The sequence below is a fragment of the Hymenobacter sp. BT559 genome (assembly GCF_016427535.1).
Taxonomy (GTDB): Bacteria; Bacteroidota; Bacteroidia; order Cytophagales; family Hymenobacteraceae; genus Hymenobacter.
Genome location: NZ_JAELXV010000001.1, coordinates 498,864 through 522,083, shown reverse-complemented (window position 1 = coordinate 522,083; position 23,220 = coordinate 498,864). Strand labels below are relative to the sequence as shown.

Here is a 23,220-nt window from a genome sequence, read left to right as displayed (position 1 = left end):
GCCTAATATGTTGGCTTAGAGCTTGGCCCGGTCCCGAATTTCTTCAAATGTGCTTTCGCGCACCATCTTGCCCCACTCGTACACGGTCACCAGTTCGTCTTGGGCGCTTTCAAAATCAGCATCGGCTGCGGTAAGCGTGCGGTAGCCATCGGCCGTTTTCACGAGCTTCAGGCGGCCTTTTTTCGACTGCTTGGTAGACTTCTGCGGGTTGCCTTCGGCGTCGAGCTCGGTGGGCGATTTTACCACGTCGCGGCCTTCGCCGTTGACTTCGGTGTAGCTGGCTTTAAAAGCAAAGTTGAACGTATCGCGGTCGATACCAGCTTGCAGCAGGCGTCCGCCCATACCTAGGACCAGGTTTTCGGCAGCGATGCCGCGGGCAGCCAACACCTCGTACATGTGCTTAATGGAATCGTAGTTCACGCCATCACCCTGAATGACGCGCACCTGTGGCGGCAACACTTTGTAGCCTTTGCTATTCAACTCATAGTCAAAGCACTCAAAGAGAATATCAAAGATGGCTTCTAGCGTTTTGATGATATCGCCGCTGTCGGGGCGAATAACCAGCGTGCCCTGCCGGGCCAGCACCTCGTCTTTGAGCTCGGTGCCAATGTAGTGCACCGCCCGCAGGATGTTGAACGAGTCACAAACGCAAGACACCGGCCCCGTGGGGTAGGTGCGCAGCACCCGCCGAATCACGTCAAATTCGCCAGCCTCCCCGCCTTGCGTCATGATGCTGTGCTCGGTAGCGGGAATGGACTTGGCGTACACTTCCTGAGTATTGTAGTAGCGGCGTATCATCTCGGCCGCCGTAGTATTGTCCGAACCTAGCCAGCTAATCAAGTGGGCCATGCCCCCAATCTGGGCCGACTCGACGCTCGACACGCCCCGGAAGCCGAAGTCGTTGAGCTGAAAATCAAGCGTAGTGGAGTCCGAGGTCAGGTTGAAATAGTGCTGCACCACTTTCTTCACCTCTCGCGACAGCGTGGCCACCGTGGTGGGGTACCACACCTGCAACAGCAACGTTTCCAAAAAATTAGGCAGCCAGTAATACCGGTCGTCAATGTTCTCAATGGTCATTAGCACGTTGCGAGTGCCCACGACCGTGCCCTCGGGCACCGCCCGGATGCGCACCGGCGCCACGGCGTCGTACTCGTCGAGCCACTGCTGAAAGCGGGGTTTATCAAACACGTCGTCGCGGCCGAAAACACCCTTCAGGTGGTCGGCGGCGTAGTCCAGCTCCTCCTGCGTGAAGAGCGGGCCGCTCAGGTATTTCTTCAGTAAATACTGATAGCCAGCTACCAGCGTGGCCTCAAACACGCCCCCGCGGTGCCCGCGCGACTCGAGGTAGGAGTAAATGCGCGTAGTGCCGGGCTCGTAAAACTTGGCGTGCGAGTACTTGTAGGCGTCTGATAGCAGCAAGATGTTGGGGCGCTGCGTTTGGGTTTGCTGCAAGTGAGCCAGCTGGGTTTGCAGCTGAGCAATGAGGGCCGACTGGTCGATGACGGGGGCGGTGAGCGTTTCCATGGCGAAAGACAATTGCGATTCAATGTTACCAAAAAAAGTACGGTCGAGCTGAGGCAGCGGCTGGCGTCCTAGGTGGCTGCCGCCACGCCGCAGCCGCAGGCCTGCAGGCTACCTAGGGCGCTGGCGCCACGCTGCTCCCAGGCCTGAATGAGCCCGGTGCGGATATCGGCCGAGCTGCGCTGCTCCTGCCCAATGCGGCGCCGAATGTCGGTGGCGCAGTGGTGCGGGCTGGTGAGGTCGGGCAGAAACGTGGTGGCAAACTGCCCGGCGTGGCGCTGGTAGGTGTCGAGAAAGCTGCCCCGCCCCCCGTAGAGCCGCACCGTGGTCGGGGCCGCACCTAGGGCACTAGCCACCAGCGCGTCGAGGTGGCGCACCCAGCTGGCGTCGCTGGGCTCGTCGGGTAGCGGCAGCACCCGGAAGGCGGGGTACTCCTCGGCGAACATGGCCTGCCGGTGCCCAAACGAGAGCGGGTTGCGCTGGTCGGGCTGTGGGGCCTCCCCTAGCACCACCAGCACCGCGTCGTTTTCGCGGGCCACGTGGGCCAGCAGGGCCCGGTAGCCGGGGTGCAAGGCCAGGCGCGGCACCTGAAACCGGCCAATTACTACTCCTATGCGCGTTGCCATAAGCAAGGGTGCAGCCGTGTTAGTGAACTGCTTAAATAACTTAACGTATTTTTTACACAAAGGTGTTTATAAATTTTGAATGCACAACATTTATTTTTTAAACTCCTGTTTTACAGCTCAAAATAAAATCCCGACTTCACCATCTGCTCGTACTGCTCCTTGTTGAAGCGAAACAGGCTGCCCGCGCGGTGCGCTACATTTTGCTGTTTCTCGCCGGTTTCTTCCACAATGCCGAAGGAAAGTATCTTCTTGCGGAAGTTGCGGCGGTCGAGCTCGCGGCCCAGCAGCGTTTCGTAGAGGCGCTGCAAGTCAGAGAACAGAAACTTATCGGGCAGCAGCTCGAAGCCCACGGGCTGGTAGGTCACCTTGGCGCGCAGCCGCTGGTGCGCCACCCGAATAATGTCAGCGTGGTCGAAGGCCAGCTCAGGCAGGTTTTCTAGCCGAAACCACTTGGCTTCGGCGCTGTCGGTGGTGGCCGAGAGCGTAAACTTTTCGGGCTTCACCAGCCCGTAGTAGGCCACGCTAATAACGCGCCGCCTAGGGTCGCGTGCCACCGCCCCAAAGGTGTAGAGCTGCTCGAGATACACATCGGCCACGCCAGCTTCCTCTTGCAGCTCGCGGGCTACGGCGGTATCTAGGTCCTCCTCTTCGAGCACAAAGCCGCCCGGCAGCGCCCAGGCAATGGGCGCATACTTGCGCCGAATGAGCAACAAATGTAGCTGCTGCTCGGCGTAGCCAAATAAAACAATATCGACGGCGACTCTCATCATGGCCCGGCAAAAGTAGACGCTGGCTAGGAAGTCGGCAGGGCCGGATTTATCCTTACGAGCGTAGCGAAGCAAGCGTATTTACTTAAGGCGCTCGCCAGATGCCGTTTGGGGGCGATTGCGTTGCTGCACTCGCTAGGGCAGCTCAATCTTGACTAGCCCGACCAGCAGTAAACACAAAAAAGCCAGCCCTGACGGGCTGGCTTCGTAGCTTATGCAAAGAAAGGTGCAATACCTTACATGCCCATTTTAGTCGAGTCGCCTTTCATGCCTTTGTGGTGCTTCATGCCCTTGTGGCCTTTCATGTCGCCCGACATTTCGCCGTTCATGCGCTTGGCCATTTTGCCTTTGTAGGGCTTGGTGGTGGCTTTCATTTCGTTGCCTTCCTCATCCTTGCCTTTTACTTTCATCTTACCATCTTTGGCCGTCTTGGTCTTGGTTTTCATGCCATCGACGGTCGTTTTGGTTTTATCGTCTTCCAAGCCGGTTTGGGCAAAAACGGAAGTGGTAGTAGCAGCAAAGAGAGCAGCAGCGAAGAGGAATTTGGTGTTCATGGCCGAAATAGCTAGAAAGGTGAGAAAGTAGTCTATGCCCGCCTATACGGTGGCAGCTTAGAAACGGCTACATGGTGCGGCACAATTTTTACCTTACCCCTACCCGCCCTAGCAAAAGAGTTTCTCTCTTAAACTCTTGCTAACTAACGCACAGCCCTCTACACTGCCCCGCTTCGAGCATGGCCCCTAGGGCTGCGGCGTATATTAGCCCGCCCCGGTGGCTTTCGCGCAGGCTGCTGCCTAGGTGCTACAGGCCAGCCGGCGGATAGGTGCGCCGCCACACGCGGTACCAGTTTTTATTGGCGGGGTAGTGGCGGGTCGGTGCCAGCTTGTTGACGACCACCGCCACCAGCAGCAGTAGCACTGCACCTGCCAGCACAGGAGCTATTACGTACCAGTAGCCCAGTGCCTTAAGCTGGGGCGACCCAATAATGGCAATCAGCGCCGTAGCCCCGCCCGGTGGGTGCAGCGTTTTGGTGATTTGCATGCCCACGATGGCCAGCGACACGGCCAGCGCCGCCGCCAGCCACAGCGGCTGCGGCACCAGCTGGTGCACTGTCACCCCAATAAAGGCGCTCAGCACGTGCCCGCCCACCAAGTTGCGCGGCTGTGCCAAGGGGCTGTTTATCACACCATAAATGAGGACAGACGAGGCGCCAAACGAGCCAATGAGCAGGGGTGCATCTACGGGGGCCAACCGGTATTGGCTTAGCAAGCCCACTAGGCCAATGCCCAGAAAGGCACCTAGGAACGTCCAGCAATGCTCTTTATAATCAAATAATGTTTCTTGGTAGACAATGACCTTTATGCGACGCGTATGCCGCCGTAGAGGAGTTCGCATGAGCTACTTATTGCTGCTGATTTAGTCTCGGGCTAGCGCGCGGGCCTGGGGTTTTCGGCACCTGAGGCGCTGCTCAGCATGATAGCCGGCCGGCCCAACCTAGGCAAGTGCCCGCCACTGCTGAGTTTACGAGACGGTTTAAAAAGCAAAAACCCCGTTGCCAGCGCGGAAACGGGAGTTTTAGCAGTCGCGTTAGAAATTTATTTTTCCTGCTCCTCCTACCCTATTCCGACTGGTCCTGGTGGTTTTTAGTGAAACAATGTTTTCGGTGGTGCAGGTTTGCAAGGCCTGGGAGAAAAGAGAAAAAACTGCTACACAAAGTGCCGCACTAGGCGACCCAGCGCCGTGTGTCTTTGCGCATGAGTTCTTCGACTAGTCTTAGCTCATCCACACTCACGTAGTGGTTAAAGGCCTCCTAGGTCTGCCAATGCCCTGCATCATCCCACACTTCTACAACTGGCTGGGCAGCTGGTAAGTGAGCGAAGCTTGGAAGAACTGATGATACTCGTCGCTTGTGCTAGAAGGAATAAACGTGATGTTGTACATGTACTCCCGGTTCACTTGGCGCAGACCTTGGTAGGCACGTAGGCTCAGGCCAAAACCAGCGGGTAGTGTGGCTCCGACCCCTAGGCAGAGGCCCGCGTCGAGGCGGTTGTAACGCTCCGTGGCTGCTTGGTCGATGGTAGAAGTAAATGTTCTGTCTACAGAATAGGTTTGGATGGTGCCTTCGCCGTGGCCGCCTACCAGCCAACTAAATTGGGGCCCGGCTTCGAGGTAGACCGGCCCAAACGTTGCGCGGGCCAATACGGGTAGATAGAGATAGGACAAACGCAGCTCATATTCACTAATAGACCCATAAGAAGGGTCGTTATTATTTTCCACGGTTGCGTGCTGGCGCTCGCGGCTGAATTGTAGTTCAGGCACGATGGAGAGGCGTTTGGTAAGGGGCACCTGGTAGTAAATCCCTAAGTGGTAACCGAACTGGCTATTAGTATCCATGCTCGCCGCGCCTTTTCTTACCTCGAACAGGCTCTTGGCGATATCCATCCACGTGCCTCCCACGCGCAGGCCAGCCTGGGCATAAACGGAGCCACTGAGCAGCAGACTGCCGGCGAGGAGAGAAAGAGCTTTCAACATAAAGATGTAGTAAGAAAAGGAGCGATACGTGAAGGAGCTTGCTCAAAAAGTAAGGGTTGCATTACGCCTACGCGGCCCGGCGCCGGGTGGCTTTGCGCATGAACTCTTGGACCAACTTCAGCTCATCCACGCCTACGTAGTAATTGAAGCTTCCTTGGTCTGGTGGCCGGTGACCTGCATGATGAATCGGGCGGGCACGCCCTGGTAGAGCTTAAGCGTGACGAAGGTCTTGCGCCCAATTTTGGTGGTCAAATGTAAGCGGGTGATACCGGAAAGGCGCTGCACCACCTTTTGAGGCGCAAAGCCACGCTTCGTGCTTGCTTGTAGCCTCTACGCCTGGAGCGACAATGCCGAGAGATATGCTTGCGAATGCTGCGCAACCGCCTAGGGCACCAAATCGGCTACTACCGCTTCTGCGAGCGCACCCAGGGCCAGCAGTACAGGATTTCAAAATGGGTCGGTAGTAAACATATTATCTCCAGAGTTGCCAAATAATCTTGTGCAGAATGCGCGGATAAAATATAATTTAATCAAGGTAATTTTGAAAGAGTTTACGCATTTAGCTAAGGAGTGGGAGGCCGAAATTGCCTTTCTCACTAGCGCGCTTGCTTCCTTGAGCACCCTATCTGCGCAGTCAGCTACTGACGCCATGGCCGAGTACGTGCAGCAACTGGAGCAGCAACTAGCTGCGTCTCAGAAGTCTTATGAATTACTACAGACTCTGCAAACCATTGGGTAAAGCTGCTACCTCTGCCCTACTACCTTGCGCAGCAGGCGCCTGGGTAGCGGGTAGGGCGCGGCAAATGTGGAAAATAAGAAAATAGGACAGAAATCACCAAAAAGGTGTAACTTGCGGTGTTATATACAATTATCTGCTCTATTATTCTGCTTTCTTCCGCTTACCCTTTTTTCTTCTTCTCTTATGGTACACATTACGTCTTTGCTCACGGAATGGGAAACCGAAATCCAACGCCTAGAACTGACGCTTCAGCAAACGAAGCCTAGCCAGCAAAAGCAGCAGCTGCGTCTGCGCCTGCGGACTGCGTATCAGTCGCAGCAATTACTCTGCGGACTGAGCCAGCAACTCTTTACCTAACATGCGACTGCCGCAGCTAGACCAAAAAAACGAGCTGTACTGGGGCGAGGCTGCACTACTGGCCTCGTCCATTGCGGAATTTATCTACACCCGGGCCTAGCCCCAGCCGCTAACGAGTGTCTTGGCCCTGGGGCCCTTGGTCCGGGTGTACCAACGCGCCGCAGCCCGCGCCGCGAAAGAACAACTACATGTGGGGATGCCGCCCCGTCGGCCCTGGCGTTTGACGCTCCGCTACGATGAGGTGGCGGCCTTGATGTACATGTTGCTCACTGTGCCCGCTGCCGGGCGCGTGTGGGGCGAAGTGCAGCGCGTGAGTTTGAACCTAGAGCAGGTGATTGCTTCTGAAGCGTAGGTGGTTATTGCAGAGTGTTAATCCAGTAGAATACCCCAATAACAAAAGCTGCTCCCAGCATCAGGTACAGCATGGTTTCTGACTCGTAGCCCACAATGGCAAAGACCTTAGGGTTACGGGGTAAATATAGAATATCAACTTGTCGGCCGATGTAGAAATAATCTTCGCCAACTGATGTACCAAAGCCACTTTCCACTTCGATGCTAACGCCTTTGCGCGTGGTAAATCTTACTAGGGGGTGGAACACCGTCCCGTCGCCCGAGTCGTCCCTTCGTAAGCCCGTAACCGTGCCAGTGGTGCGAACGCCATATAGCCGCAGGCGCAGCGCCTGAAAAAGCGTAGTCAGAAAGATGATAGCGACAACACCCAGGATGACACAATTCACCCCACAAATTAGGGGTAATTGTCTCAAAATAAGTATTGCCAAAAATCACCAAGAAAACGGCCCCGCGCGAACCGTTTTTTTGTCTCACTTTTTGTCGCTCAAAAATTAGGAGCTTTTACAGAGCTACGATGCTCGGCATCCTAGGACTGGCTTTTCTACTGAGTTTGACCGGATGCTCCACCAGCCGCCCCAATGTGGCCCTGGGCTCGCAGCTAGAAGCAATGCTCGACAGCTCTCCCATTCTGCCTTACCGACGCGACGTGCGGCGCCTTGACTCGCTGGCCCTAGCCGGCAGGCTGCCGCGCGACTACACCAGCCTGCCGGCGTACCTGATACCACCTTCGGTCGGCAGCACGCCTCGGCAGCGCCGGAAGTAGCAGAAAGCCCAGGCGCAGAACCTAGCCCGCGCCAAGCTGCGGGATAAGGACGAGATGCAGCTGAAGGCTTGGTCTACCGAGACTTTTTACCAATCCATCAACCGCTTCATTGACGCGGTAACCAGCATGCACCTGGCGGTAACGGCACCACAAGTAAGATAGGATAACGTCTGGATTAAGCTGAAGATACCCTAAAGGGAGCAAGCAACACGCAGATAATAAACACGCCGAACGGGCTCAAGATTAGCTTGCATGAAGCCACGAAGGTGATGAGCCTACTAGTCAACCAAACCGACTTCGTGCGCCAGAAGCAGGCCCTGGCCTCGGCCGAGTACGGCAAGGGCACGAGCCTGCTCGAGGAATTCACGAAGAAAAACCTCAACGCGGCGGCCGAGGTCGAGAAGTCAGAGCATAGCTCCCCTACCGCGTCAACGCCGACGACCTCCCAGGCCGAAAGTCGTGAGCTGGCGCAATTGCTGCGCGAGACCCGCGACGCCATCCGGGAACTACCTAACCGGCAATACATCGACTGAACCAGGATGACACAGCTAAGGTAGAGCAGCGCCTTAGGAAGCGCGAAAAAGACCGGGCCGCGGGGCAGGTTCGGTAAGAACTGTCCCAGGAGTAATAAAAAAGGCCTCTACGATATTGTAGAGGCCTTTTTAGTGGTCGCGTTAGGAATCGAACCTAAATCAAGAGCTTCGGAAACTCTCATACTATCCGTTGTACGACGCGACCGGGTTAGGACTGCAAAAGTAGCACGAAAAGCCGGGGCTGCCAAACCAGGGCTTATTTTATTCGTTAGACCATACCGAGGGGATAACCCTAACAGTCAAAACTCAGTTTAGCCCCGCATACACCGTCTTCTTCTTTTACCTCATGGAATCTACTAAGAAAACACTCTACACGGCCGATGCTACGGCTATTGGCGGCCGTAGCGGCCACGTGCGCTCGGCTACGGGCATCATCGACCTCGATATGTCGGTACCCGAAGGCCTAGGTGGCAAAAAAGGCGCTACCAACCCCGAAGAGCTGTTTGCCGCTGGCTATTCGTCGTGCTTTCAGCAAGCGCTGCTGGTTATTGCGCAGCGTGCTGGCGATAAGCTTGACCCCGGCACCGAAGTAAAATGCTCGGTGTCGCTATTTCAGGAAGGCGAAGGCTACGGCCTGTCGGCCATTCTAGATGTAGACCTCAAGGCTTTCGACCGCGATAAAACGATTGAAATGGTGCGTCAGGCACACAAAATCTGCCCTTACTCGGTAGGTACGCGCGGCAACATGGAAGTGGAACTGAAAGTACAAGGCGAAGCCATTCCGGTAGCGCCTGAGGAAAACGCTGGCGTGGCCGAAAAAGGCGACGCAGTATCTGCCTAGGTACTATAGCAAGGCCATAGCTGCCTGTAAAAAGGGCTTCGTTTGCATCCGCAAGCGAAGCCCTTTTTTGTGTAACTCTATGAATAAGCTCAACCTTATCGTTTAAACACAAGTATTTACTGGCATCTTCATCATTTACACATTTTTCTTATGGATGCTCAGACTACTTTGCATTGGTTGTACGTGGCGCTGATGGTAGGCGGAGCCCTGCTGTTCTGGTCGTGGAGCCGCGACCCCAAGGGCGTGCCGCAGTACGAGTACAGCATCGCCGTGATGATTCCTATCTGGTCGGCGCTAGCTTACCTAGCCATGGCGATGGGCCAGGGCAAGACCGAGGTGGCGGGGCAGGTAACGCACTACGCTCGATATGCTGACTGGGTCGTAACCACGCCCCTGCTCTTACTATCCCTGGCGTTCACGGCCATGTACTACGTACCCAAAGAGAAGCGCAGTACCTCTCTGCTGGCTAGCCTAGTTGGTGCCGATGTGGTGATGATAGGCTGCGGCCTGCTGGCCGATTTATCAGAAAACCCCACCGCCCGCCTCACCTGGTTTTTGTGCGGGGTGGGCGCCTTCTTTGCGGTGCTCTACGTGTTGTGGGGGCCCTTGCGTCAAATCGCTGCCGAAGGTGGCGCTGAGCTCGGCGGGGGCTACAACCGACTGCTCCTCTTCCTGAGTGTGCTGTGGGTGTGCTACCCCACTATTTGGGCCCTAGGTCCGTCGGGACTGGGCATGCTGAACCAAACGCTTGAGACGGCCCTTTTTGTGGCGGTGCCATTCTTGTCGAAAGTCGGCTTTAGCATTCTTGACCTGCAGTTTCTGCGAGGACTGGCCCCGCGCCGTGCGATGGCGGCGTAGACGGTTCCGCAGTATGGTCACAAAAAAGCCCCGCCTGAGTACTCAGGCGGGGCTTTTTGGGTCTTAACGACTAAGTTGACCTAGGCGGCCAGTACTTCTTTTACGCGCTCGGCAGCGTCTTTCAGCAGCACGGCTGATTTTACTTGCAGGCCGCTCTCATCGATGATGCGGGCGCCTTCTTCAGCGTTGGTGCCTTGCAGGCGCACAATGATGGGCACGCGGATGTCACCGATTTTCTTGTAGGCCTCTACTACACCGTTGGCTACGCGGTCGCAACGCACGATGCCGCCGAAGATGTTGATGAGGATGGCTTTCACGTTCGGGTCCTTCAGGATGATGCGGAAGCCAGCTTCTACGGTCTGGGCGTTGGCTCCACCCCCTACATCGAGGAAGTTGGCCGGCTCGCCGCCGCTCAGCTTGATGATGTCCATGGTAGCCATGGCCAGGCCGGCGCCGTTTACCATGCAGCCCACGTTGCCGTCGAGCTTCACGTAGTTCAGGTTCGACTCAGAGGCTTCTACTTCCAGCGGGTCTTCCTCGTTGAGGTCGCGCAGGGCTACGAAGTCCTTATGACGGTATAGGGCGTTGTCGTCGAGGGTCACCTTGGCGTCAACGGCCAGGATTTTGTTGTCCGACGTTTTCAGTACGGGGTTAATCTCGAACATGGCCGAGTCGGTTTCATCGTAGGCTTTGTACAAGGCTGTTACGAACTTCACCATCTCCTTGAACGCCTCGCCCGACAGCCCTAGGCCGAAGGCGATTTTGCGGGCCTGGAAGCCTTGCAGGCCCACAGCGGGGTCCACAAACTCTTTCAGAATTTTGTCGGGATGCGCCTCGGCTACTTCCTCGATGTCCATACCACCCTCGGTGGTGTAGATAATCACATTTTTGCCCGAGGTACGGTCGAGCAGCACGCTCATGTAGAATTCCTGCGTGGGGCTCTCGCCGGGGTAGTACACGTCCTGGGCAATCAGCACCTTGTGTACTTTGCGGCCTTCGGCGCCGGTTTGCTTGGTCACGAGCTGCATGCCAATAATCTGGCCTGCAATGTCTTTCACCTGCTCCAGGTTTTTGGCGAGCTTCACCCCGCCGCCTTTGCCCCGGCCACCCGCGTGAATCTGGGCCTTGATAACGTACCAGCTAGTGCCGGTTTGCTCGGTAAGCTTTTTGGCGGCTTCTACGGCTTCTTCGGCCGTGTCGGCAGTGATGCCTTCCTGGACGCGCACGCCGTATTTCTTCAGGATTTCCTTGCCTTGATACTCGTGAATATTCATCTGAGAGGGAGGTGGGGTACTAAACTTTGGGCGCGAAGGTAGTACTCGGGGGCTAACCCCCGTCTGCTTTCGGCGTAGCTTTGCTTAGTTTCAAGCTTAATTTCTATCCCTACCTTGCTCCAGGCTATCAATATTCGAAAAAGCTACAACTCGCTGGAGGTGCTCAAAGGCATCGACCTCACCATCGAGCGGTCGGAGATAGTGAGCATCGTGGGCTCGAGCGGGGCTGGCAAAAGCACGCTACTCCAAATCATGGGCACGCTCGACAACCCTGACTCGGGCGAGGTGATGTTCGATGGCGAGTCGGTGAGCAGCCTAGGGCGCAATGCGCTGGCTAAGTTTCGCAACCGGCACATTGGGTTCGTGTTCCAGTTTCACAACCTACTGCCCGAGTTCACGGCCCTCGAAAACGTGTGCCTGCCCGCCTTCCTGGCCGACCGCTCGGAAAAGGAAGTGCGTGTGCGCGCCCGCGAGCTCCTAGGTCTGCTCAACCTCGACCACCGTGTAGACCACAAGCCTAGCGAAATGAGCGGCGGCGAGCAGCAGCGTGTATCAGTAGCGCGCGCGCTCATCAACTCGCCCGAAATCATCTTCGCCGACGAGCCCAGCGGCAACCTTGACTCGCGCAATGCCCAAGAGTTGCACGAGCTATTCTTCTGGCTGCGCAAGGAGTTTGGCCAAACGTTCGTAATTGTAACGCACAACGACACCCTAGCTCAGATGGCCGACCGCACCATCATCATGCGCGACGGCCACATTCTGGAAGAATCGCGGGCTACACGTATCGCCTAGGTTCGTCGCTCTTATGACCCCACCCCCGGCCCCTCCCCGCCGGGAAAGGGGAGCCTTTGTAAAGCACTGTAATCTAATATGAAACAGAAAGAGCCTGTGGCAATGCGCCGCAGGCTCTTTCTGTTTCATACTCTATACAAAACGTCAGGCTCCCCTCTCCTGGCGGGGAGGGGCCGGGGGTGGGGTCATAAGAGTGCCGAGTCGAAAATATTCAATCGCTCACTTGCTTTTACCAAAATTATTAGCATACATTTGCACAGCTAACGGGAGAAGCAAAATTTATTTTTCACACTCCCGTAACACGCTGATTAATAACAGTAAATTTTACTAAAAAACGAGGCCATTCTCGGCACCTTTTCCAGACCCCAAGGGTTAAGTAGTCGTATATGAGCAAGCAACCTGCAACCACCGAAACTACCGTTATGAACGAGGCCACCAAAACCCCGAAAGACACCACGGCTACCAAAAAGGCGGCGCGGGTGGAAAGCTACGATATCGCTAAATCGGACGAGACGTTGGACCTCGCAAAGGACCTCGCCAAGTTCATTAAAGAGAATAAGCTCAGCACCCAGGTGCAGGGCAAAGAGTTTGTGAACGTGGAAGGCTGGCAGTACGCCGGCTCGCGCCTGGGCATCGTGCCCATCGTGGAGCACGTCATCAACGTGAGCACCGACCAAGAATTGAAATATCAAGCCAAGGTGACGCTGTTTGACATGCGCTCGCAGCACACCGTAGGCGCTGGCTTCGCCATCTGCTCGAATAAGGAGAGCGGCAAGAAGTTTTACCAGGAGTTTGCTATCGCTAGTATGGCGCAGACCCGCGCTATTGGCAAAGCATACCGCAACATCTTGGCTTGGATTATCCGGGCTGCTGGCTATGAGCCTACGCCTGCCGAAGAGATGGAGTACACTGGCAACGTGCCCACGCCTGCTGCTGCCCCAGCCGTAGCTGAGCCCGCCGCCCCCGTGATGCGCGCCGTGACTAACACGCCCGCCCCTACCCCGGCTGAGGCTCCGGCCGCCGAAGCTGCTGCCCCCGTGCAGTATGCCACGGCTTCCCAGAAGGAAGAGATTATCCGTCTGCTAAACCACCCGCTCATCACGCGCCAGGAGAAGACGAAGATGCTGCTTAACATCAACCGTCTCGACGAAGAGCGCGCCACCCAGGCCATCGCCAAGCTGCGCAAAGCCATCGAAGACCGTGAAGGCACTTCATCTGCCGTAGCCGCCTAGGTTACGTTTTCTTGAAACAAAAAGGCCTGCCGCAATTGCGGCAGGCCTTTTTGTTTCCACTTCTTTCACGTCTGTCATGCTGACGAAAGAATCATCTTGCTCACTGACGTCGGTGAACGTTAGGGCTTACTACGCCACGCGAGATGCTTCGCTACGCTCTGCATGACAGATGTGAAGGAGTTGAGCGTATTTATCGAATACCGGCACGTGTGAGAGCGGCTTGGTAGCGCCGGGCATTCACTAGGTGCTGCGCCTCATTGGTAGCGAAGGCGTGGTAGCCGGAGAAGTCCTCCTTGGCGCAGAAATACAGGTAGTCGTTATCCTCGGGGTGCAGCACGGCGTCAATGCTGCTAATGCTGGGCAGGTCGATGGGGCCGGGCGGCAAGCCGTTCACGCGGTACGTGTTATAGGGCGAGTCTTTTTGCAGATGCACATTAAGCACGCGCTTGATGCCGAAGTCGCCGTTGGCGTACACTACCGTGGGGTCGGCTTGTAGCTTCATGCCGCGCTTGAGGCGGTTGAGGTACACGGCCGCAATGCGGGGGCGCTCATCAGCATGTTGCTGCTGCTCAGCTTCCACGATGCTGGCTAGGGTGCTTACCTGCACGCGGGTGAGACCTAGCTTCTCGCGGGCAGCGTCGCGCTCGGGTGTCCAGAACTTCTCGTACTCCTTCTTCATGCGTTGCATGAGGTTTTCGGCCGAGGTATTCCAGTAGAGCTGGTAGGTGTTCGGGATGAACATAGAGAGCACCGTGGTTGTGTCAAAGCCCAGGCTACGCGTATAGCTGGGGCTGCTCAGCAGCGAGTCTATCTGCTTGGGGCTAGCGTCGATTTGCTTCGACAGCTTGGCGGCCAGCTCGCGGCGCAGGCGCACGTTGGTAAACGTGAGCATGAGCGGCGACTGCCGGCCCGACTTCAGCAGGTTAATTACCTGCCGGTTGGTCATGCCCGACTTCAGTTCGTAGCGGCCGGGCTTCACGGCGCCGGGCTTGTTATAGCCCATGAGCTTGCCCACAAAGTGTAGCGAGAGCTGGTCGATAATAACGCTAGTGTTCGCCACTTTCACGTTCTCGACGGCCCGTAGAGCTTTCTGCCAGTCATCGCCCCGGCGAATGTACACGTAGGCCCGCTGCTCCTGCGTGTCAACGTTGGTAGTGTAGAATATCTGAAAAAAGTAATAAGAGAAGCACACCAGAATCAGCCCGATTATCACGCTAACGGTGGCGAACCGGTTGCGCCGGCGAATGGCATCCGCCCGGTATTCGACGCCGGACTTTTTGGCAGGAGGAAGCATGAAAATGCAGAAAGTGAGCTTCAAAATTACGCACCGCGCCAATTTTCGCCCCCAGCCAACGTTTAAGGGCAGACTAAGCTCGGTTTTCCGCTTTAAAAATCCGTAGTACCTTGCTTGCCGTAAGGAGTCGTACCTGGCTTCCGGCCCGTTTTTTTGTTTCCTTCCCCCCCGATATGGCTGCTACCCTGCTTCGCATTCACCCCGAAAACCCACCCCAAAACCGCATTCTGCAAGTAGTAGAAGTGCTGCGCAAAGGTGGGCTTATTATTTATCCGACCGATACGGTTTATGGCATAGGCTGCGACATTAATAACTCGAAAGCAGTCGAAAAACTTTGCCGCATTAAAGGCATCAAACCTGAGAAAGCCGACCTAAGCTTTATCTGCCATGACTTGTCGCACATAAGCGACTACGCCCACGGCATTACCACACCTACTTTTAAAGTGCTCAAGAAGGCACTGCCTGGCCCGTTCACCTTCATCTTCGAAGCTAGCCCCAACGCCCCCCGCTACGGCGGTGTAAAGCGCAAAACGGTTGGCATCCGGGTGCCCGACAATCAGATTGTGCGTCAGATTGTGAAAGAATTTGGTACGCCCATCGTGAGCACCTCGGTGCGCGAAAGCGAGGAGACGCTAGAAGAGTACGTAACCGACCCCGACCTGATTTTCGAGAAGTACCGCTCGCTGGTTGACCTCGTTATCGACGGCGGCTTCGGCGGTAATATCCCGAGTACCATCGTCGATTGTACCAATGATGACTTTGACCTTGTGCGCCAGGGCCTAGGTGACATTGAGCAGTATCTGTAAGGCCTCGCGCACCATAGCCTAAGTCTTTAAAAGAAGGGCGGCTACCTAGCGAATAATTATCGCTAGATAGCCGCCCTTCTTTTATTCAGCCGTTGGTCGCTTATGCTTCCAGCGGCGGTGCGTCCAGAGGTATTGCTCGGGTGTAGCACGTATATCGGCCTCTAGGCACCGCACAAAAGCCTCCGTAATGGGGTAACGCTGCGCTTCATCAGGCGCATTGGCTGCTACGGCAGCCGCCTGACCATCAGGCAATTCTGTAAAGGTGATATCGTAGTAACCACGCCGCACCCGCCGAATACCCACGTACAGCACCGCGCAATTGAACTGCTGCGCCAAGCGCTCGGCACTGGTGTAAAAGCCCGCCTCGCGGTGCATAAAGCTGGTCCAGTAGGGCCGGTCCTCGGGGCCGGCGGCTTGGTCGGTGAGCAGGCTGAGTGTGCGGCCCTGCTGGCGGTGCTGCACCAGGTAGCGCAGCGTGCTCAGCATGGGCACCGCATCGGCACCTAGGCGCGTGCGCAGCCGGCGCATGAAATGCTCAAAAAACCTATTGTTCAGCGGCTTGTACACGCCCGCCGCCCGGCTAGGAAACTCCAGCGCGGCGCCCGACAGTATCCACTCCCAGTTGCCCCGGTGCGAGCCCAGCGAGAGCACAAAACGGTTTTGGGCAAATGGCCCCGTCATGAACTCGGGGTTGGTAAATCGCACCCGCCGCCGCAGCTCGGCGGGCGAAATGGCCGCCAGCTTCAGAATCTCGACGAGCACTTGGGCAAAGTGCCAGTAAAACTGCCGGCCAATCTGCTGAATGTCCGCCTCTGTTTTCTCCGGGAAGGCGTGCCGCAGGTTGTCAAGCACCACCCGCCGGCGGTAAGGCACCACGTAGGCCAGCAGCAGGTAAAAGCCACGAGCAAGGCCATAAAGCACCCCTAGGGGCAAGTGCGCCAGCGCTAGCAGCAGCCAGTTGAGCGGGTAGAAGTACCAGGCGTAGGGCCGGGTGGCCGCGCTCATCGGGGTAAGGCCGCCCCAGCGGGCGCGTAATCTTTGAGGCTACGCTGGCCCGAGCGGCTTTGAGTAGTCAGCACTTTTTTAGTGGCTGCGTCGCGGGCTTCGATGGTGAGCGTAAATGGCCCCTCGGGCAGGTAACCCATTGGCAACTGGCTTTCGATGGGCGTGGGGCGGCCCGCAGCCGGCGTGATGGCGGGTGCCTCGCCATCAGTAGCAGTGCCATCGGGCGAGGCTAGGTGGTACTTCAGCAGCACTGGCCTACCGGCTGGCAGTTGGTTTAGCTCGGTGTAAAAAAAGACAGCCTCAGTGCCGCGGCCGTAAAAGCCGCCCGGCGCCCGCGTAAGCAAGTAGCCGCCCCGGTTAAATACGGTTTCGCCAGCTGCTTTGGCAGCGGGCTTGGATAGAAACACGATGTCGCTGAAGGCCGGCTCTTTAGGCGCAGCTACCACCAGTGGCTGCTCCACAGTGGTTTCGCCGTTGGTCGATTTGTACTGGTCGCGCACGCGGCCCCGTAGGGTGTAAGTGCCATCGGGCACGGTCACGCGCTTCAGGAAGCTAAGCGGGTTTTTAATGCTCACTGTGGTGTCGTTGAGCACAGGTGGCTTCAGCGTTACGGTTTCGTGCCAGGCCGAGGTACCATCGGCTTTCACGATATCCAAATCGACCACGGCCGACGACTGGAACGACCTAGGTGCCCGCTGCCGATAGGTGAGCGGCTGGGTGGGCACAGTTACCGAAATTTCGATTTCGCCGCCCTTCTGCACCTGGTCGAGATTGCGGAAGCGCGCTACTTCGAGCAGCAGTTGGGGCGGGCCGGCGTGGGCGGCCAGCGGCGCGGCCGCCAGGGCCAGGGCCAGGGCCAGGGGAAAAAGCAAAAAGCGCATAGGGCAAAAATAAGGCGATGAAGAGGCGAACACCGTAGCCAGCCCCTAGGTGGCTGGTTTGGCCTAAGCCTTGGCAAAGTCCGTGCTACGGTACCTTGCGGCCATGTCCATTGTTCTTTCTGAGCTGCACTACCTGCCTAGCATCCCGTTTTTTCAGCAGCTACTTCGTGCCGATGCGCTCTTACTCGACGCCCACGAGCACTATCATAAGCAAACGTACCGCAACCGCTGCCTCGTGCTTACGGCCCAAGGACCGCAACCCCTTACGGTGCCCGTACTCGATGGCAACCGCTCCGAAAAAATTCGCACCAGCGAAATAGAAATCGACTACCGCCAGAATTGGCCGCACCGCCATTTTCGCACGTTGCAAACGGCTTACAATGCCTCGCCCTACTTTGGGTATTACGCCGATTATTTGCAGGATATATACGCTCAAAAGCACGCCCGGCTTTGGGACCTGAACCTGGCCATGCTACACCTGCTACTTCGCTGCTTGCGCTGGCCGCTGGCCATCGAGCTTACTACAGAGTACCTGGCGCCAGCCGGCCCCTCCTCTCCTACCCCGTCGCTTACCGACCTACGCGACTTACTGACACCTAAAACGGGACCTAGGGCGGCCGAACCTGACAGTACGTCGCAGCGGCCCTACCCCCAGGTGTTTGGCCCCGGGTTTGTACCAGGGCTTAGCGTGCTGGATTTATTATTCATGCAGGGGCCAGCGGCAGGCAGGTGGCTGAGTTAAACAGAAATTAGGTTGGTAAGGGAATAAGCGCCATATTGCTTTTGCCTTTAGCTGCTTAGCTACTTTTTCACCCAGCCCGCACTTTCCGAACCTTCGGCTCAAGCAGCTTGTTTTCCAGTTATCAATCGCAGTAATCCGTATCTGCATTACGTAACTATTTACCTCTATACCGGTAGAAGTTAGACATACGGCTTATACTATCATCTTGCTTGCATGGAAGCTAAATTTTCAAACCGCGTCAAGGAGGTTATCTCCCTCAGCCGGGAAGAGGCCATCCGCCTGGGGCACGACTATATCGGTACCGAGCACTTGCTGCTCGGGATGATTCGTGAAGGCGAAGGCACTGCCCTAGGGCTGCTCAAAAAGCTGGGCGTGGCCACCGACGAGCTGAAGTTTGCTCTTGAGCAAGCCACGCGCAACACGGCCACCCAAGGCACCAGCATCACTGGCTCGATTCCGCTGACCAAGCAGACCGAGAAGGTGCTGAAAATCACCTACCTCGAAGCCAAGATTTTCAAGTCGGAAATCATTGGTACCGAGCACCTGCTCCTCTCGATTCTACGCGATGAGGACAACATTTCTTCTCAAATTCTTTCCAAATTCAACGTGAACTACGAAACCGTGCGCGACTCACTTGATTATCACGGCGCGGCACCGAACACCAGCCCCAAAGCTGGCCCGGATACCGACGACGATGACGACCGCCTCTTTGGCCAGGGCCAAGGGGCCGGTGGCCGCGGGCAGGGCGGTGCTGGCAACGCTGGCGCGGCTAAGAAGCCCGGCGAAAAATCGCGCACTCCGGTGCTCGACAACTTCGGCCGCGACCTCACCAAGCTGGCTGAAGAAGATAAGCTCGACCCCATCGTGGGCCGCGAAAAAGAAATCGAGCGCGTGGCCCAGGTACTGAGCCGCCGCAAAAAGAATAACCCGATTCTGATTGGTGAGCCCGGCGTTGGTAAAACGGCTATCGCTGAGGGCCTCGCACTACGCATCATCCAGAAGAAAGTAAGCCGCGTGCTCTTCAACAAGCGCGTTGTTACACTTGACCTCGCTTCGCTGGTGGCTGGTACCAAGTACCGCGGCCAGTTTGAGGAGCGCATGAAAGCCGTGATGAACGAGTTGGAGAAGTCGCCCGACGTGATTCTGTTCATCGACGAGCTGCATACCATTGTGGGCGCTGGCGGTGCTTCTGGCTCGCTGGATGCTTCTAACATGTTCAAGCCGGCTCTGGCCCGTGGCGAGATTCAATGCATCGGCGCTACTACGCTGGACGAGTACCGCCAGTACATTGAGAAAGATGGTGCCTTGGCCCGTCGTTTCCAGATGGTAATGGTGGACCCCACCACGCCCGAGGAGACTATCGAGATTCTGCACAACATCAAGGACAAGTACCAGGACCACCACCACGTGGTGTACACCGACAAGGCAATTGAGCAGTGCGTGAAGCTGAGCGACCGCTACATGAGCGACCGCTTCCTACCGGACAAAGCCATCGACATCCTCGACGAAGCTGGTGCGCGCGTGCACATCAACAACATCGTGGTGCCCGAGGATATCCTCAAGCTCGAGGAGCAGATTGAGAATATCAAAGGCGAGAAAAACCGCGTGGTAAAATCGCAGAAGTACGAGGAAGCTGCCAAGCTCCGCGACACTGAGAAGAAGCTATTGGAGCAACTTGACACGGCCAAAAAGTCGTGGGAAGATGAGACCAAGAAGAAGCGCTACACAGTGAAAGAAGAAAACGTGGCCGAGGTAATCGCCATGATGACTGGCATCCCCGTAAACCGCGTAGCCCAGAACGAAGGCGACAAGCTGCTCCGCATGGGCGAAGAGCTCCAAGGCAAGGTTATCGGCCAGGACAAGGCTATCAAGCAGTTGGTGAAAGCCATCCAGCGCACCCGCGTGGGCTTGAAAGACCCCAAGAAGCCCATTGGTTCGTTCGTGTTCCTAGGCCCGACCGGCGTAGGTAAGACCGAGCTTGCCAAGGTGCTCGCCACCTACCTATTCGACAAGGAAGACGCGCTTGTTCGCGTAGACATGTCGGAGTACATGGAGAAATTCAGCGTATCGCGCCTAGTTGGCGCGCCTCCCGGCTACGTGGGTTACGAAGAGGGCGGTCAACTAACGGAGAAAATCCGTCGCAAGCCGTACTCGGTTATCCTGCTCGACGAGATTGAGAAAGCGCACCCCGACGTATACAACCTGCTGCTGCAAGTGCTAGACGACGGTATCCTGACCGACGGCCTAGGTCGTAAGGTGGACTTCCGGAACACCATCATCATCATGACCTCAAACATCGGGGCACGTGACTTGGCTGACTTCGGTGCTGGCATCGGCTTCGGCACCAAGGCCCGGCAGGAGAACATGGACGAGATTACGAAAGGCACCATCACCAATGCCCTGCGTAAGACCTTCTCGCCCGAGTTCTTGAACCGCTTGGATGACGTCATTGTCTTCAACTCGCTCGAGAAGAAGGATATCCACAAGATTATCGACATCAGCCTCAGCAAGCTGCTCAACCGTGTACTCACCTTAGGGTACAAAGTAGAGCTAACCGAGAAAGCCAAGGACTTCGTAGCCGACAAAGGCTATGACCCCAAGTACGGCGCTCGTCCGCTGAACCGGGCTATCCAGAAGTACATCGAAGACCCGATTGCCGAGGAAATCCTGAAGGCGCAGCTACTGCACGGCGACATCATCACGGCCGACCACGAGGATGGCAAAGATGAGCTCACCTTCGTAGTAAGCAAGAGCGACGAAAAGCCAAACCTGCCCAGCGACGAGCGGCCCGAAGAGGCGCCCTCCGAGCCTGAGAGCGGCGAAGCTAAGTAGTAGAATAGAGTAAATAGAAAAAGGCCGGTTACCGCGAGGTAGCCGGCCTTTTTCTATTTTAATAAAGTGTCGAGCCGCCTATGCTGCTGTTAAAAGACACCTAGGCGACGTTAGTAATGCTTAAACGTTTATTAAGTCTTGAGCAGGTTTAAGATAGGTAAAGGGTTCCTTCAACGAAAAGAGCCGATTAGCTGCTAATCGTTGTGCAATTTTGGATTAGCCAATTACAAAAGCAGTAAGCTATAGTGCGCCGTTCCTTTTTTTCGCTAGCATCGCTCTCGTTGACTGTCTTGGTCGCTACCCAAGTTCAGGCTCAGCCAAGCAAGCAGTCTCTGCCTCTCTTAGCGATAGCTCCCGCCTCCACCCCGGCCATTACGGCCTGGGCAAAAACCATTGTGTTGGTTGGACGAGTGGAGACCACTACGGGTGTGCTACCGGGCGCGATAGTGGAAGTAAGAAGCAACAAAAGCCTACGCGCCGTTACCGATGCCGATGGGTTCTTCCACTTGGTAGTACCCGCTACTACAGACCCGGTAGCTGTAGTGGTCAGCTACGCTGGCTACGATGAGGTAACCGCTAGCCTCGTGCCTGGCGCCATGCCTGCCGTACTCCGTTTGCTAGTGCCCCACGACAATATCAAGCTCTCTCGCTAGAGTTACATTGGCAACCTCCACTTGACCTAGGCAGAAATAAAAAGGCCAGCTATTACGCATAGCTGGCCTTTTTAGTAAGTATGCTACTTATTACTGCTGGCTGGCACGAAAGAGCTTTTGCTTTTCGTCTTTCGACAGACTTTCGTAGCCAGAGTGAGAAATCTTATCCAGAATCAAGTCAATCTCATCTTGACCAGCTACGGCCGAGGCACTGCTCTTAGAGCTGCTGCTAGCCGAGCGGGCGCCGGTAGTTACCGGTTGGCGGTGCGTCACGCGCATGCTCGGGCCTTGGCTGAACAAGCGACTAAACCAGTTGCCGACCGCTGTAACGGGGGTACCCATGTCGCGCCCAGCCTTAAGCTGTTTGATGAATACAAATCCCAAAAGTGCGCCCCCTAGGTGGGTGATTTCGCCACCAGGATTGCCCCCGTTGATACCCGCTATCGAGATGAGCACGACGGCCACGGCTATCCACTTAATTTTGACCGCACCAATAATGAAAAGCATAAAGGTGAAGTCAGGCAGTAGCGTAGCAGCTGCTACAATAACAGCCGTGACGGAAGCCGATGCCCCGATAACGGGCTGCCCTACAAAGGGCTGCAACGCCGGAATAAAATTGTAGGCCAGTAAAAAGAAGGCCGCTCCCACTAGCGCCCCCAGAATATAGAGGCTCACGAGGCGGCGGTCGCCTAGGTACTCGCGAATGAGCTGTCCAAACCAGTAGAGGTTCAGCATATTGAATAGGATATGCAGAAAACCCTCGTGCACAAAGGCGTAGGTTAGCAGCGTCCAGGGATGGCGCAGTAGCGAGTAGAAGTCAGAGGGCAAGGCCAGCTGGCGCATAACAAGCTGGTAGCTACTCGACTGGGCAATAAAGAAAATTGCTCGCAGAATAATGAGCACCGCGAACACCAGCGCATTAATGATAATGAGCTGGTTGAGCGCATTATCGCGGCGCGAGAAGGCGTCGCGGATATCCTGAGTTAAGCTCATGAACGTGATGATTTAATAGAATTGCTGGCGTCCCCGCTCCCAGAATTTAAGGACAATAAACCCGATGAGCAGGCCGCCTAGGTGGGCATAGTGCGCTACGTTGTCGCCGGGCGTGCGGTGTACGCCTTTATACAACTCATACACGGCGTAAAAGAAAACAAAATATTTAGCCTTGATGGGAAAGGGGAAGAATAATAAGAATAACTCGGTGTTCGGAAACAGATAAGCAAAGGCGAAAAGGATACCAAACAATGCTCCTGATGCTCCCAGCATGCCAGCGTAAGGCGAATTTTTCACTTCCTCTACTACGCCATCAACGGCTTTATTAGCAGCGTCGATATAATCAGCATTTTGCGGATTTTGCTGCAAGCCGCGGGCCAGCGCCTCGTAGCCGTGCGCTTCCGGGAAATTATTGCGAAAGAAGTCAGCAAAATCGCCACCCGTAGGCTGGCGGTGAAACTCGGCCGCAGCCTGTTCCATTTTAGCGTTTTCGTAGTAGCGCACGCCTTGGTAAAGGCCGCCAGCACCTAGGCCGCAAATGAGCCAAAACGTCAGGAAACGCGAGCCCCCCCACCGCTGCTCCAGCATGGGGCCAAACGAAATAAGGCCGAACATATTGGATATAATATGCCCCCAGCTGCCGTGCAGAAACATATAAGTCAGGAACTGCCACGGCTGGAGGTAAGGCGAGCCGAAGGGGTATAAGCTGCCCAGCTGCGTAAGGTGTAAGGCTGGAACATTCTGCTGGACAAGGAAACACCCGATGTTCAGGAACAGCAGGTTGCGCACGGTAGGCGTGAGATTGAACATAGGTAAAACACCGCGCTA

26 protein-coding genes and 1 tRNA gene are annotated in these 23,220 nt (G+C 56.0%); 13 read left to right on the top strand and 14 right to left on the bottom strand.

Annotation, left to right across the window (positions count from 1 at the left end):
• Nucleotides 1-15: 15 nt before the first annotated feature.
• From JAO77_RS02240 to JAO77_RS02215, 6 genes are all read right to left on the bottom strand, one after another.
• Entirely contained in the window at nucleotides 16-1,524 is a 1,509-nt protein-coding gene (locus JAO77_RS02240) for a nicotinate phosphoribosyltransferase (protein ID WP_198988642.1), read from the bottom strand.
• A 68-nt stretch (nucleotides 1,525-1,592) separates the two neighbouring features.
• Nucleotides 1,593-2,147 (bottom strand): hypothetical protein, encoded by a 555-nt coding sequence (locus JAO77_RS02235; protein ID WP_198988641.1) that lies wholly within the window; start codon nucleotides 2,145-2,147, stop codon nucleotides 1,593-1,595.
• A 110-nt stretch (nucleotides 2,148-2,257) separates the two neighbouring features.
• Nucleotides 2,258-2,917 carry an NUDIX hydrolase gene (locus tag JAO77_RS02230; protein WP_198988640.1) on the bottom strand — a complete coding sequence of 220 codons (660 nt, stop codon included), beginning with the start codon at nucleotides 2,915-2,917 and terminating at the stop codon, nucleotides 2,258-2,260.
• A gap of 233 nt (nucleotides 2,918-3,150) precedes the next feature.
• Complete coding sequence (locus JAO77_RS02225; RefSeq protein WP_198988639.1) at nucleotides 3,151-3,468, bottom strand: hypothetical protein; 318 nt, start codon at nucleotides 3,466-3,468, stop codon at nucleotides 3,151-3,153.
• 247 nt (nucleotides 3,469-3,715) lie between these two features.
• Nucleotides 3,716-4,309, bottom strand: a complete 594-nt coding sequence (locus tag JAO77_RS02220; protein ID WP_198988638.1) for an HPP family protein — start codon at nucleotides 4,307-4,309, stop codon at nucleotides 3,716-3,718.
• A 450-nt stretch (nucleotides 4,310-4,759) separates the two neighbouring features.
• Nucleotides 4,760-5,446 carry a porin family protein gene (locus JAO77_RS02215; RefSeq protein WP_198988637.1) on the bottom strand — a complete coding sequence of 229 codons (687 nt, stop codon included), beginning with the start codon at nucleotides 5,444-5,446 and terminating at the stop codon, nucleotides 4,760-4,762.
• Nucleotides 5,447-6,059: 613 nt separating this feature from the next.
• Here JAO77_RS02215 and JAO77_RS24325 point away from each other — a divergent pair.
• The 3 genes from JAO77_RS24325 (at nucleotide 6,060) to JAO77_RS24320 (ending at nucleotide 6,894) form a co-directional block, all read left to right on the top strand.
• Nucleotides 6,060-6,185 carry a hypothetical protein gene (locus JAO77_RS24325; RefSeq protein ID WP_286192432.1) on the top strand — a complete coding sequence of 42 codons (126 nt, stop codon included), beginning with the start codon at nucleotides 6,060-6,062 and terminating at the stop codon, nucleotides 6,183-6,185.
• 183 nt (nucleotides 6,186-6,368) lie between these two features.
• Nucleotides 6,369-6,542: a hypothetical protein gene (locus JAO77_RS02210; protein ID WP_198988636.1), complete on the top strand. Its 174-nt coding sequence runs from the start codon at nucleotides 6,369-6,371 to the stop codon at nucleotides 6,540-6,542.
• 220 nt (nucleotides 6,543-6,762) lie between these two features.
• Entirely contained in the window at nucleotides 6,763-6,894 is a 132-nt protein-coding gene (locus JAO77_RS24320; protein WP_286192431.1) for a hypothetical protein, read from the top strand.
• 4 nt (nucleotides 6,895-6,898) lie between these two features.
• Here the strand turns inward: JAO77_RS24320 and JAO77_RS02205 are convergent, their stop codons facing one another.
• Complete coding sequence (locus tag JAO77_RS02205; RefSeq protein WP_198988635.1) at nucleotides 6,899-7,279, bottom strand: DUF3592 domain-containing protein; 381 nt, start codon at nucleotides 7,277-7,279, stop codon at nucleotides 6,899-6,901.
• Nucleotides 7,280-7,407: 128 nt separating this feature from the next.
• Here JAO77_RS02205 and JAO77_RS02200 point away from each other — a divergent pair, with 128 nt between their 5' ends.
• Complete coding sequence (locus JAO77_RS02200) at nucleotides 7,408-7,656, top strand: hypothetical protein (protein ID WP_198988634.1); 249 nt, start codon at nucleotides 7,408-7,410, stop codon at nucleotides 7,654-7,656.
• Nucleotides 7,657-7,925: 269 nt separating this feature from the next.
• Entirely contained in the window at nucleotides 7,926-8,189 is a 264-nt protein-coding gene (locus JAO77_RS02195; protein WP_198988633.1) for a hypothetical protein, read from the top strand.
• Between the two features lie 133 nt (nucleotides 8,190-8,322).
• Here JAO77_RS02195 and JAO77_RS02190 read toward each other — a convergent pair.
• Nucleotides 8,323-8,394: transfer RNA gene (locus tag JAO77_RS02190), tRNA-Arg, on the bottom strand.
• Between the two features lie 141 nt (nucleotides 8,395-8,535).
• On the opposite strand from JAO77_RS02190, the gene JAO77_RS02185 reads away from it, so the two are divergent.
• Nucleotides 8,536-9,030: an organic hydroperoxide resistance protein gene (locus JAO77_RS02185; RefSeq protein WP_198988632.1), complete on the top strand. Its 495-nt coding sequence runs from the start codon at nucleotides 8,536-8,538 to the stop codon at nucleotides 9,028-9,030.
• Between the two features lie 150 nt (nucleotides 9,031-9,180).
• Nucleotides 9,181-9,888: a bacteriorhodopsin gene (locus JAO77_RS02180; RefSeq protein ID WP_198988631.1), complete on the top strand. Its 708-nt coding sequence runs from the start codon at nucleotides 9,181-9,183 to the stop codon at nucleotides 9,886-9,888.
• Between the two features lie 80 nt (nucleotides 9,889-9,968).
• Here the strand turns inward: JAO77_RS02180 and sucC are convergent, their stop codons facing one another.
• Nucleotides 9,969-11,162 carry an ADP-forming succinate--CoA ligase subunit beta gene (gene sucC / locus JAO77_RS02175; protein WP_198988630.1) on the bottom strand — a complete coding sequence of 398 codons (1,194 nt, stop codon included), beginning with the start codon at nucleotides 11,160-11,162 and terminating at the stop codon, nucleotides 9,969-9,971.
• A gap of 114 nt (nucleotides 11,163-11,276) precedes the next feature.
• Here sucC and JAO77_RS02170 point away from each other — a divergent pair, with 114 nt between their 5' ends.
• Together JAO77_RS02170 and JAO77_RS02165 are read left to right on the top strand one after the other, a co-directional pair.
• A complete protein-coding gene (locus JAO77_RS02170) occupies nucleotides 11,277-11,954 on the top strand; it encodes an ABC transporter ATP-binding protein (RefSeq protein WP_198988629.1) in 678 nt (225 codons plus the stop codon).
• A gap of 386 nt (nucleotides 11,955-12,340) precedes the next feature.
• Complete coding sequence (locus JAO77_RS02165) at nucleotides 12,341-13,186, top strand: hypothetical protein (protein ID WP_235998180.1); 846 nt, start codon at nucleotides 12,341-12,343, stop codon at nucleotides 13,184-13,186.
• 190 nt (nucleotides 13,187-13,376) lie between these two features.
• On the opposite strand, the gene mltG is transcribed toward JAO77_RS02165, so the two are convergent.
• A complete protein-coding gene (gene mltG, locus JAO77_RS02160) occupies nucleotides 13,377-14,480 on the bottom strand; it encodes an endolytic transglycosylase MltG (RefSeq protein ID WP_198988628.1) in 1,104 nt (367 codons plus the stop codon).
• A 173-nt stretch (nucleotides 14,481-14,653) separates the two neighbouring features.
• On the opposite strand from mltG, the gene JAO77_RS02155 reads away from it, so the two are divergent.
• Complete coding sequence (locus JAO77_RS02155; RefSeq protein ID WP_198988627.1) at nucleotides 14,654-15,286, top strand: L-threonylcarbamoyladenylate synthase; 633 nt, start codon at nucleotides 14,654-14,656, stop codon at nucleotides 15,284-15,286.
• Nucleotides 15,287-15,367: 81 nt separating this feature from the next.
• Here JAO77_RS02155 and JAO77_RS02150 read toward each other — a convergent pair whose 3' ends face one another.
• On the bottom strand, nucleotides 15,368-16,291 hold the full coding sequence (locus JAO77_RS02150; RefSeq protein ID WP_198988626.1) for a lysophospholipid acyltransferase family protein: 924 nt from the start codon (nucleotides 16,289-16,291) through the stop codon (nucleotides 15,368-15,370).
• Nucleotides 16,288-17,172 carry a hypothetical protein gene (locus JAO77_RS02145; protein WP_198988625.1) on the bottom strand — a complete coding sequence of 295 codons (885 nt, stop codon included), beginning with the start codon at nucleotides 17,170-17,172 and terminating at the stop codon, nucleotides 16,288-16,290. Before JAO77_RS02145 ends, JAO77_RS02150 begins: the two co-directional genes overlap by 4 nt.
• A 103-nt stretch (nucleotides 17,173-17,275) precedes the next feature.
• Here JAO77_RS02145 and JAO77_RS02140 point away from each other — a divergent pair, with 103 nt between their 5' ends.
• The 3 genes from JAO77_RS02140 to JAO77_RS02130 all read left to right on the top strand — a co-directional run bounded on the left by JAO77_RS02140 (nucleotide 17,276) and on the right by JAO77_RS02130 (nucleotide 21,399).
• Complete coding sequence (locus JAO77_RS02140; protein ID WP_198988624.1) at nucleotides 17,276-17,914, top strand: WbqC family protein; 639 nt, start codon at nucleotides 17,276-17,278, stop codon at nucleotides 17,912-17,914.
• Between the two features lie 213 nt (nucleotides 17,915-18,127).
• Nucleotides 18,128-20,746 (top strand): ATP-dependent Clp protease ATP-binding subunit, encoded by a 2,619-nt coding sequence (locus tag JAO77_RS02135; protein ID WP_198988623.1) that lies wholly within the window; start codon nucleotides 18,128-18,130, stop codon nucleotides 20,744-20,746.
• A 410-nt stretch (nucleotides 20,747-21,156) separates the two neighbouring features.
• The gene (locus tag JAO77_RS02130) at nucleotides 21,157-21,399 is read left to right on the top strand and encodes a hypothetical protein (protein ID WP_213019309.1); all 243 of its coding nucleotides are present in this window, start codon (nucleotides 21,157-21,159) and stop codon (nucleotides 21,397-21,399) included.
• A gap of 90 nt (nucleotides 21,400-21,489) precedes the next feature.
• Here JAO77_RS02130 and JAO77_RS02125 read toward each other — a convergent pair whose 3' ends face one another.
• Nucleotides 21,490-22,392 (bottom strand): rhomboid family intramembrane serine protease, encoded by a 903-nt coding sequence (locus JAO77_RS02125; RefSeq protein WP_198988621.1) that lies wholly within the window; start codon nucleotides 22,390-22,392, stop codon nucleotides 21,490-21,492.
• Nucleotides 22,393-22,404: 12 nt separating this feature from the next.
• Entirely contained in the window at nucleotides 22,405-23,202 is a 798-nt protein-coding gene (locus JAO77_RS02120; RefSeq protein WP_198988620.1) for a rhomboid family intramembrane serine protease, read from the bottom strand.
• Between the last annotated feature and the right edge of the window lie 18 nt (nucleotides 23,203-23,220).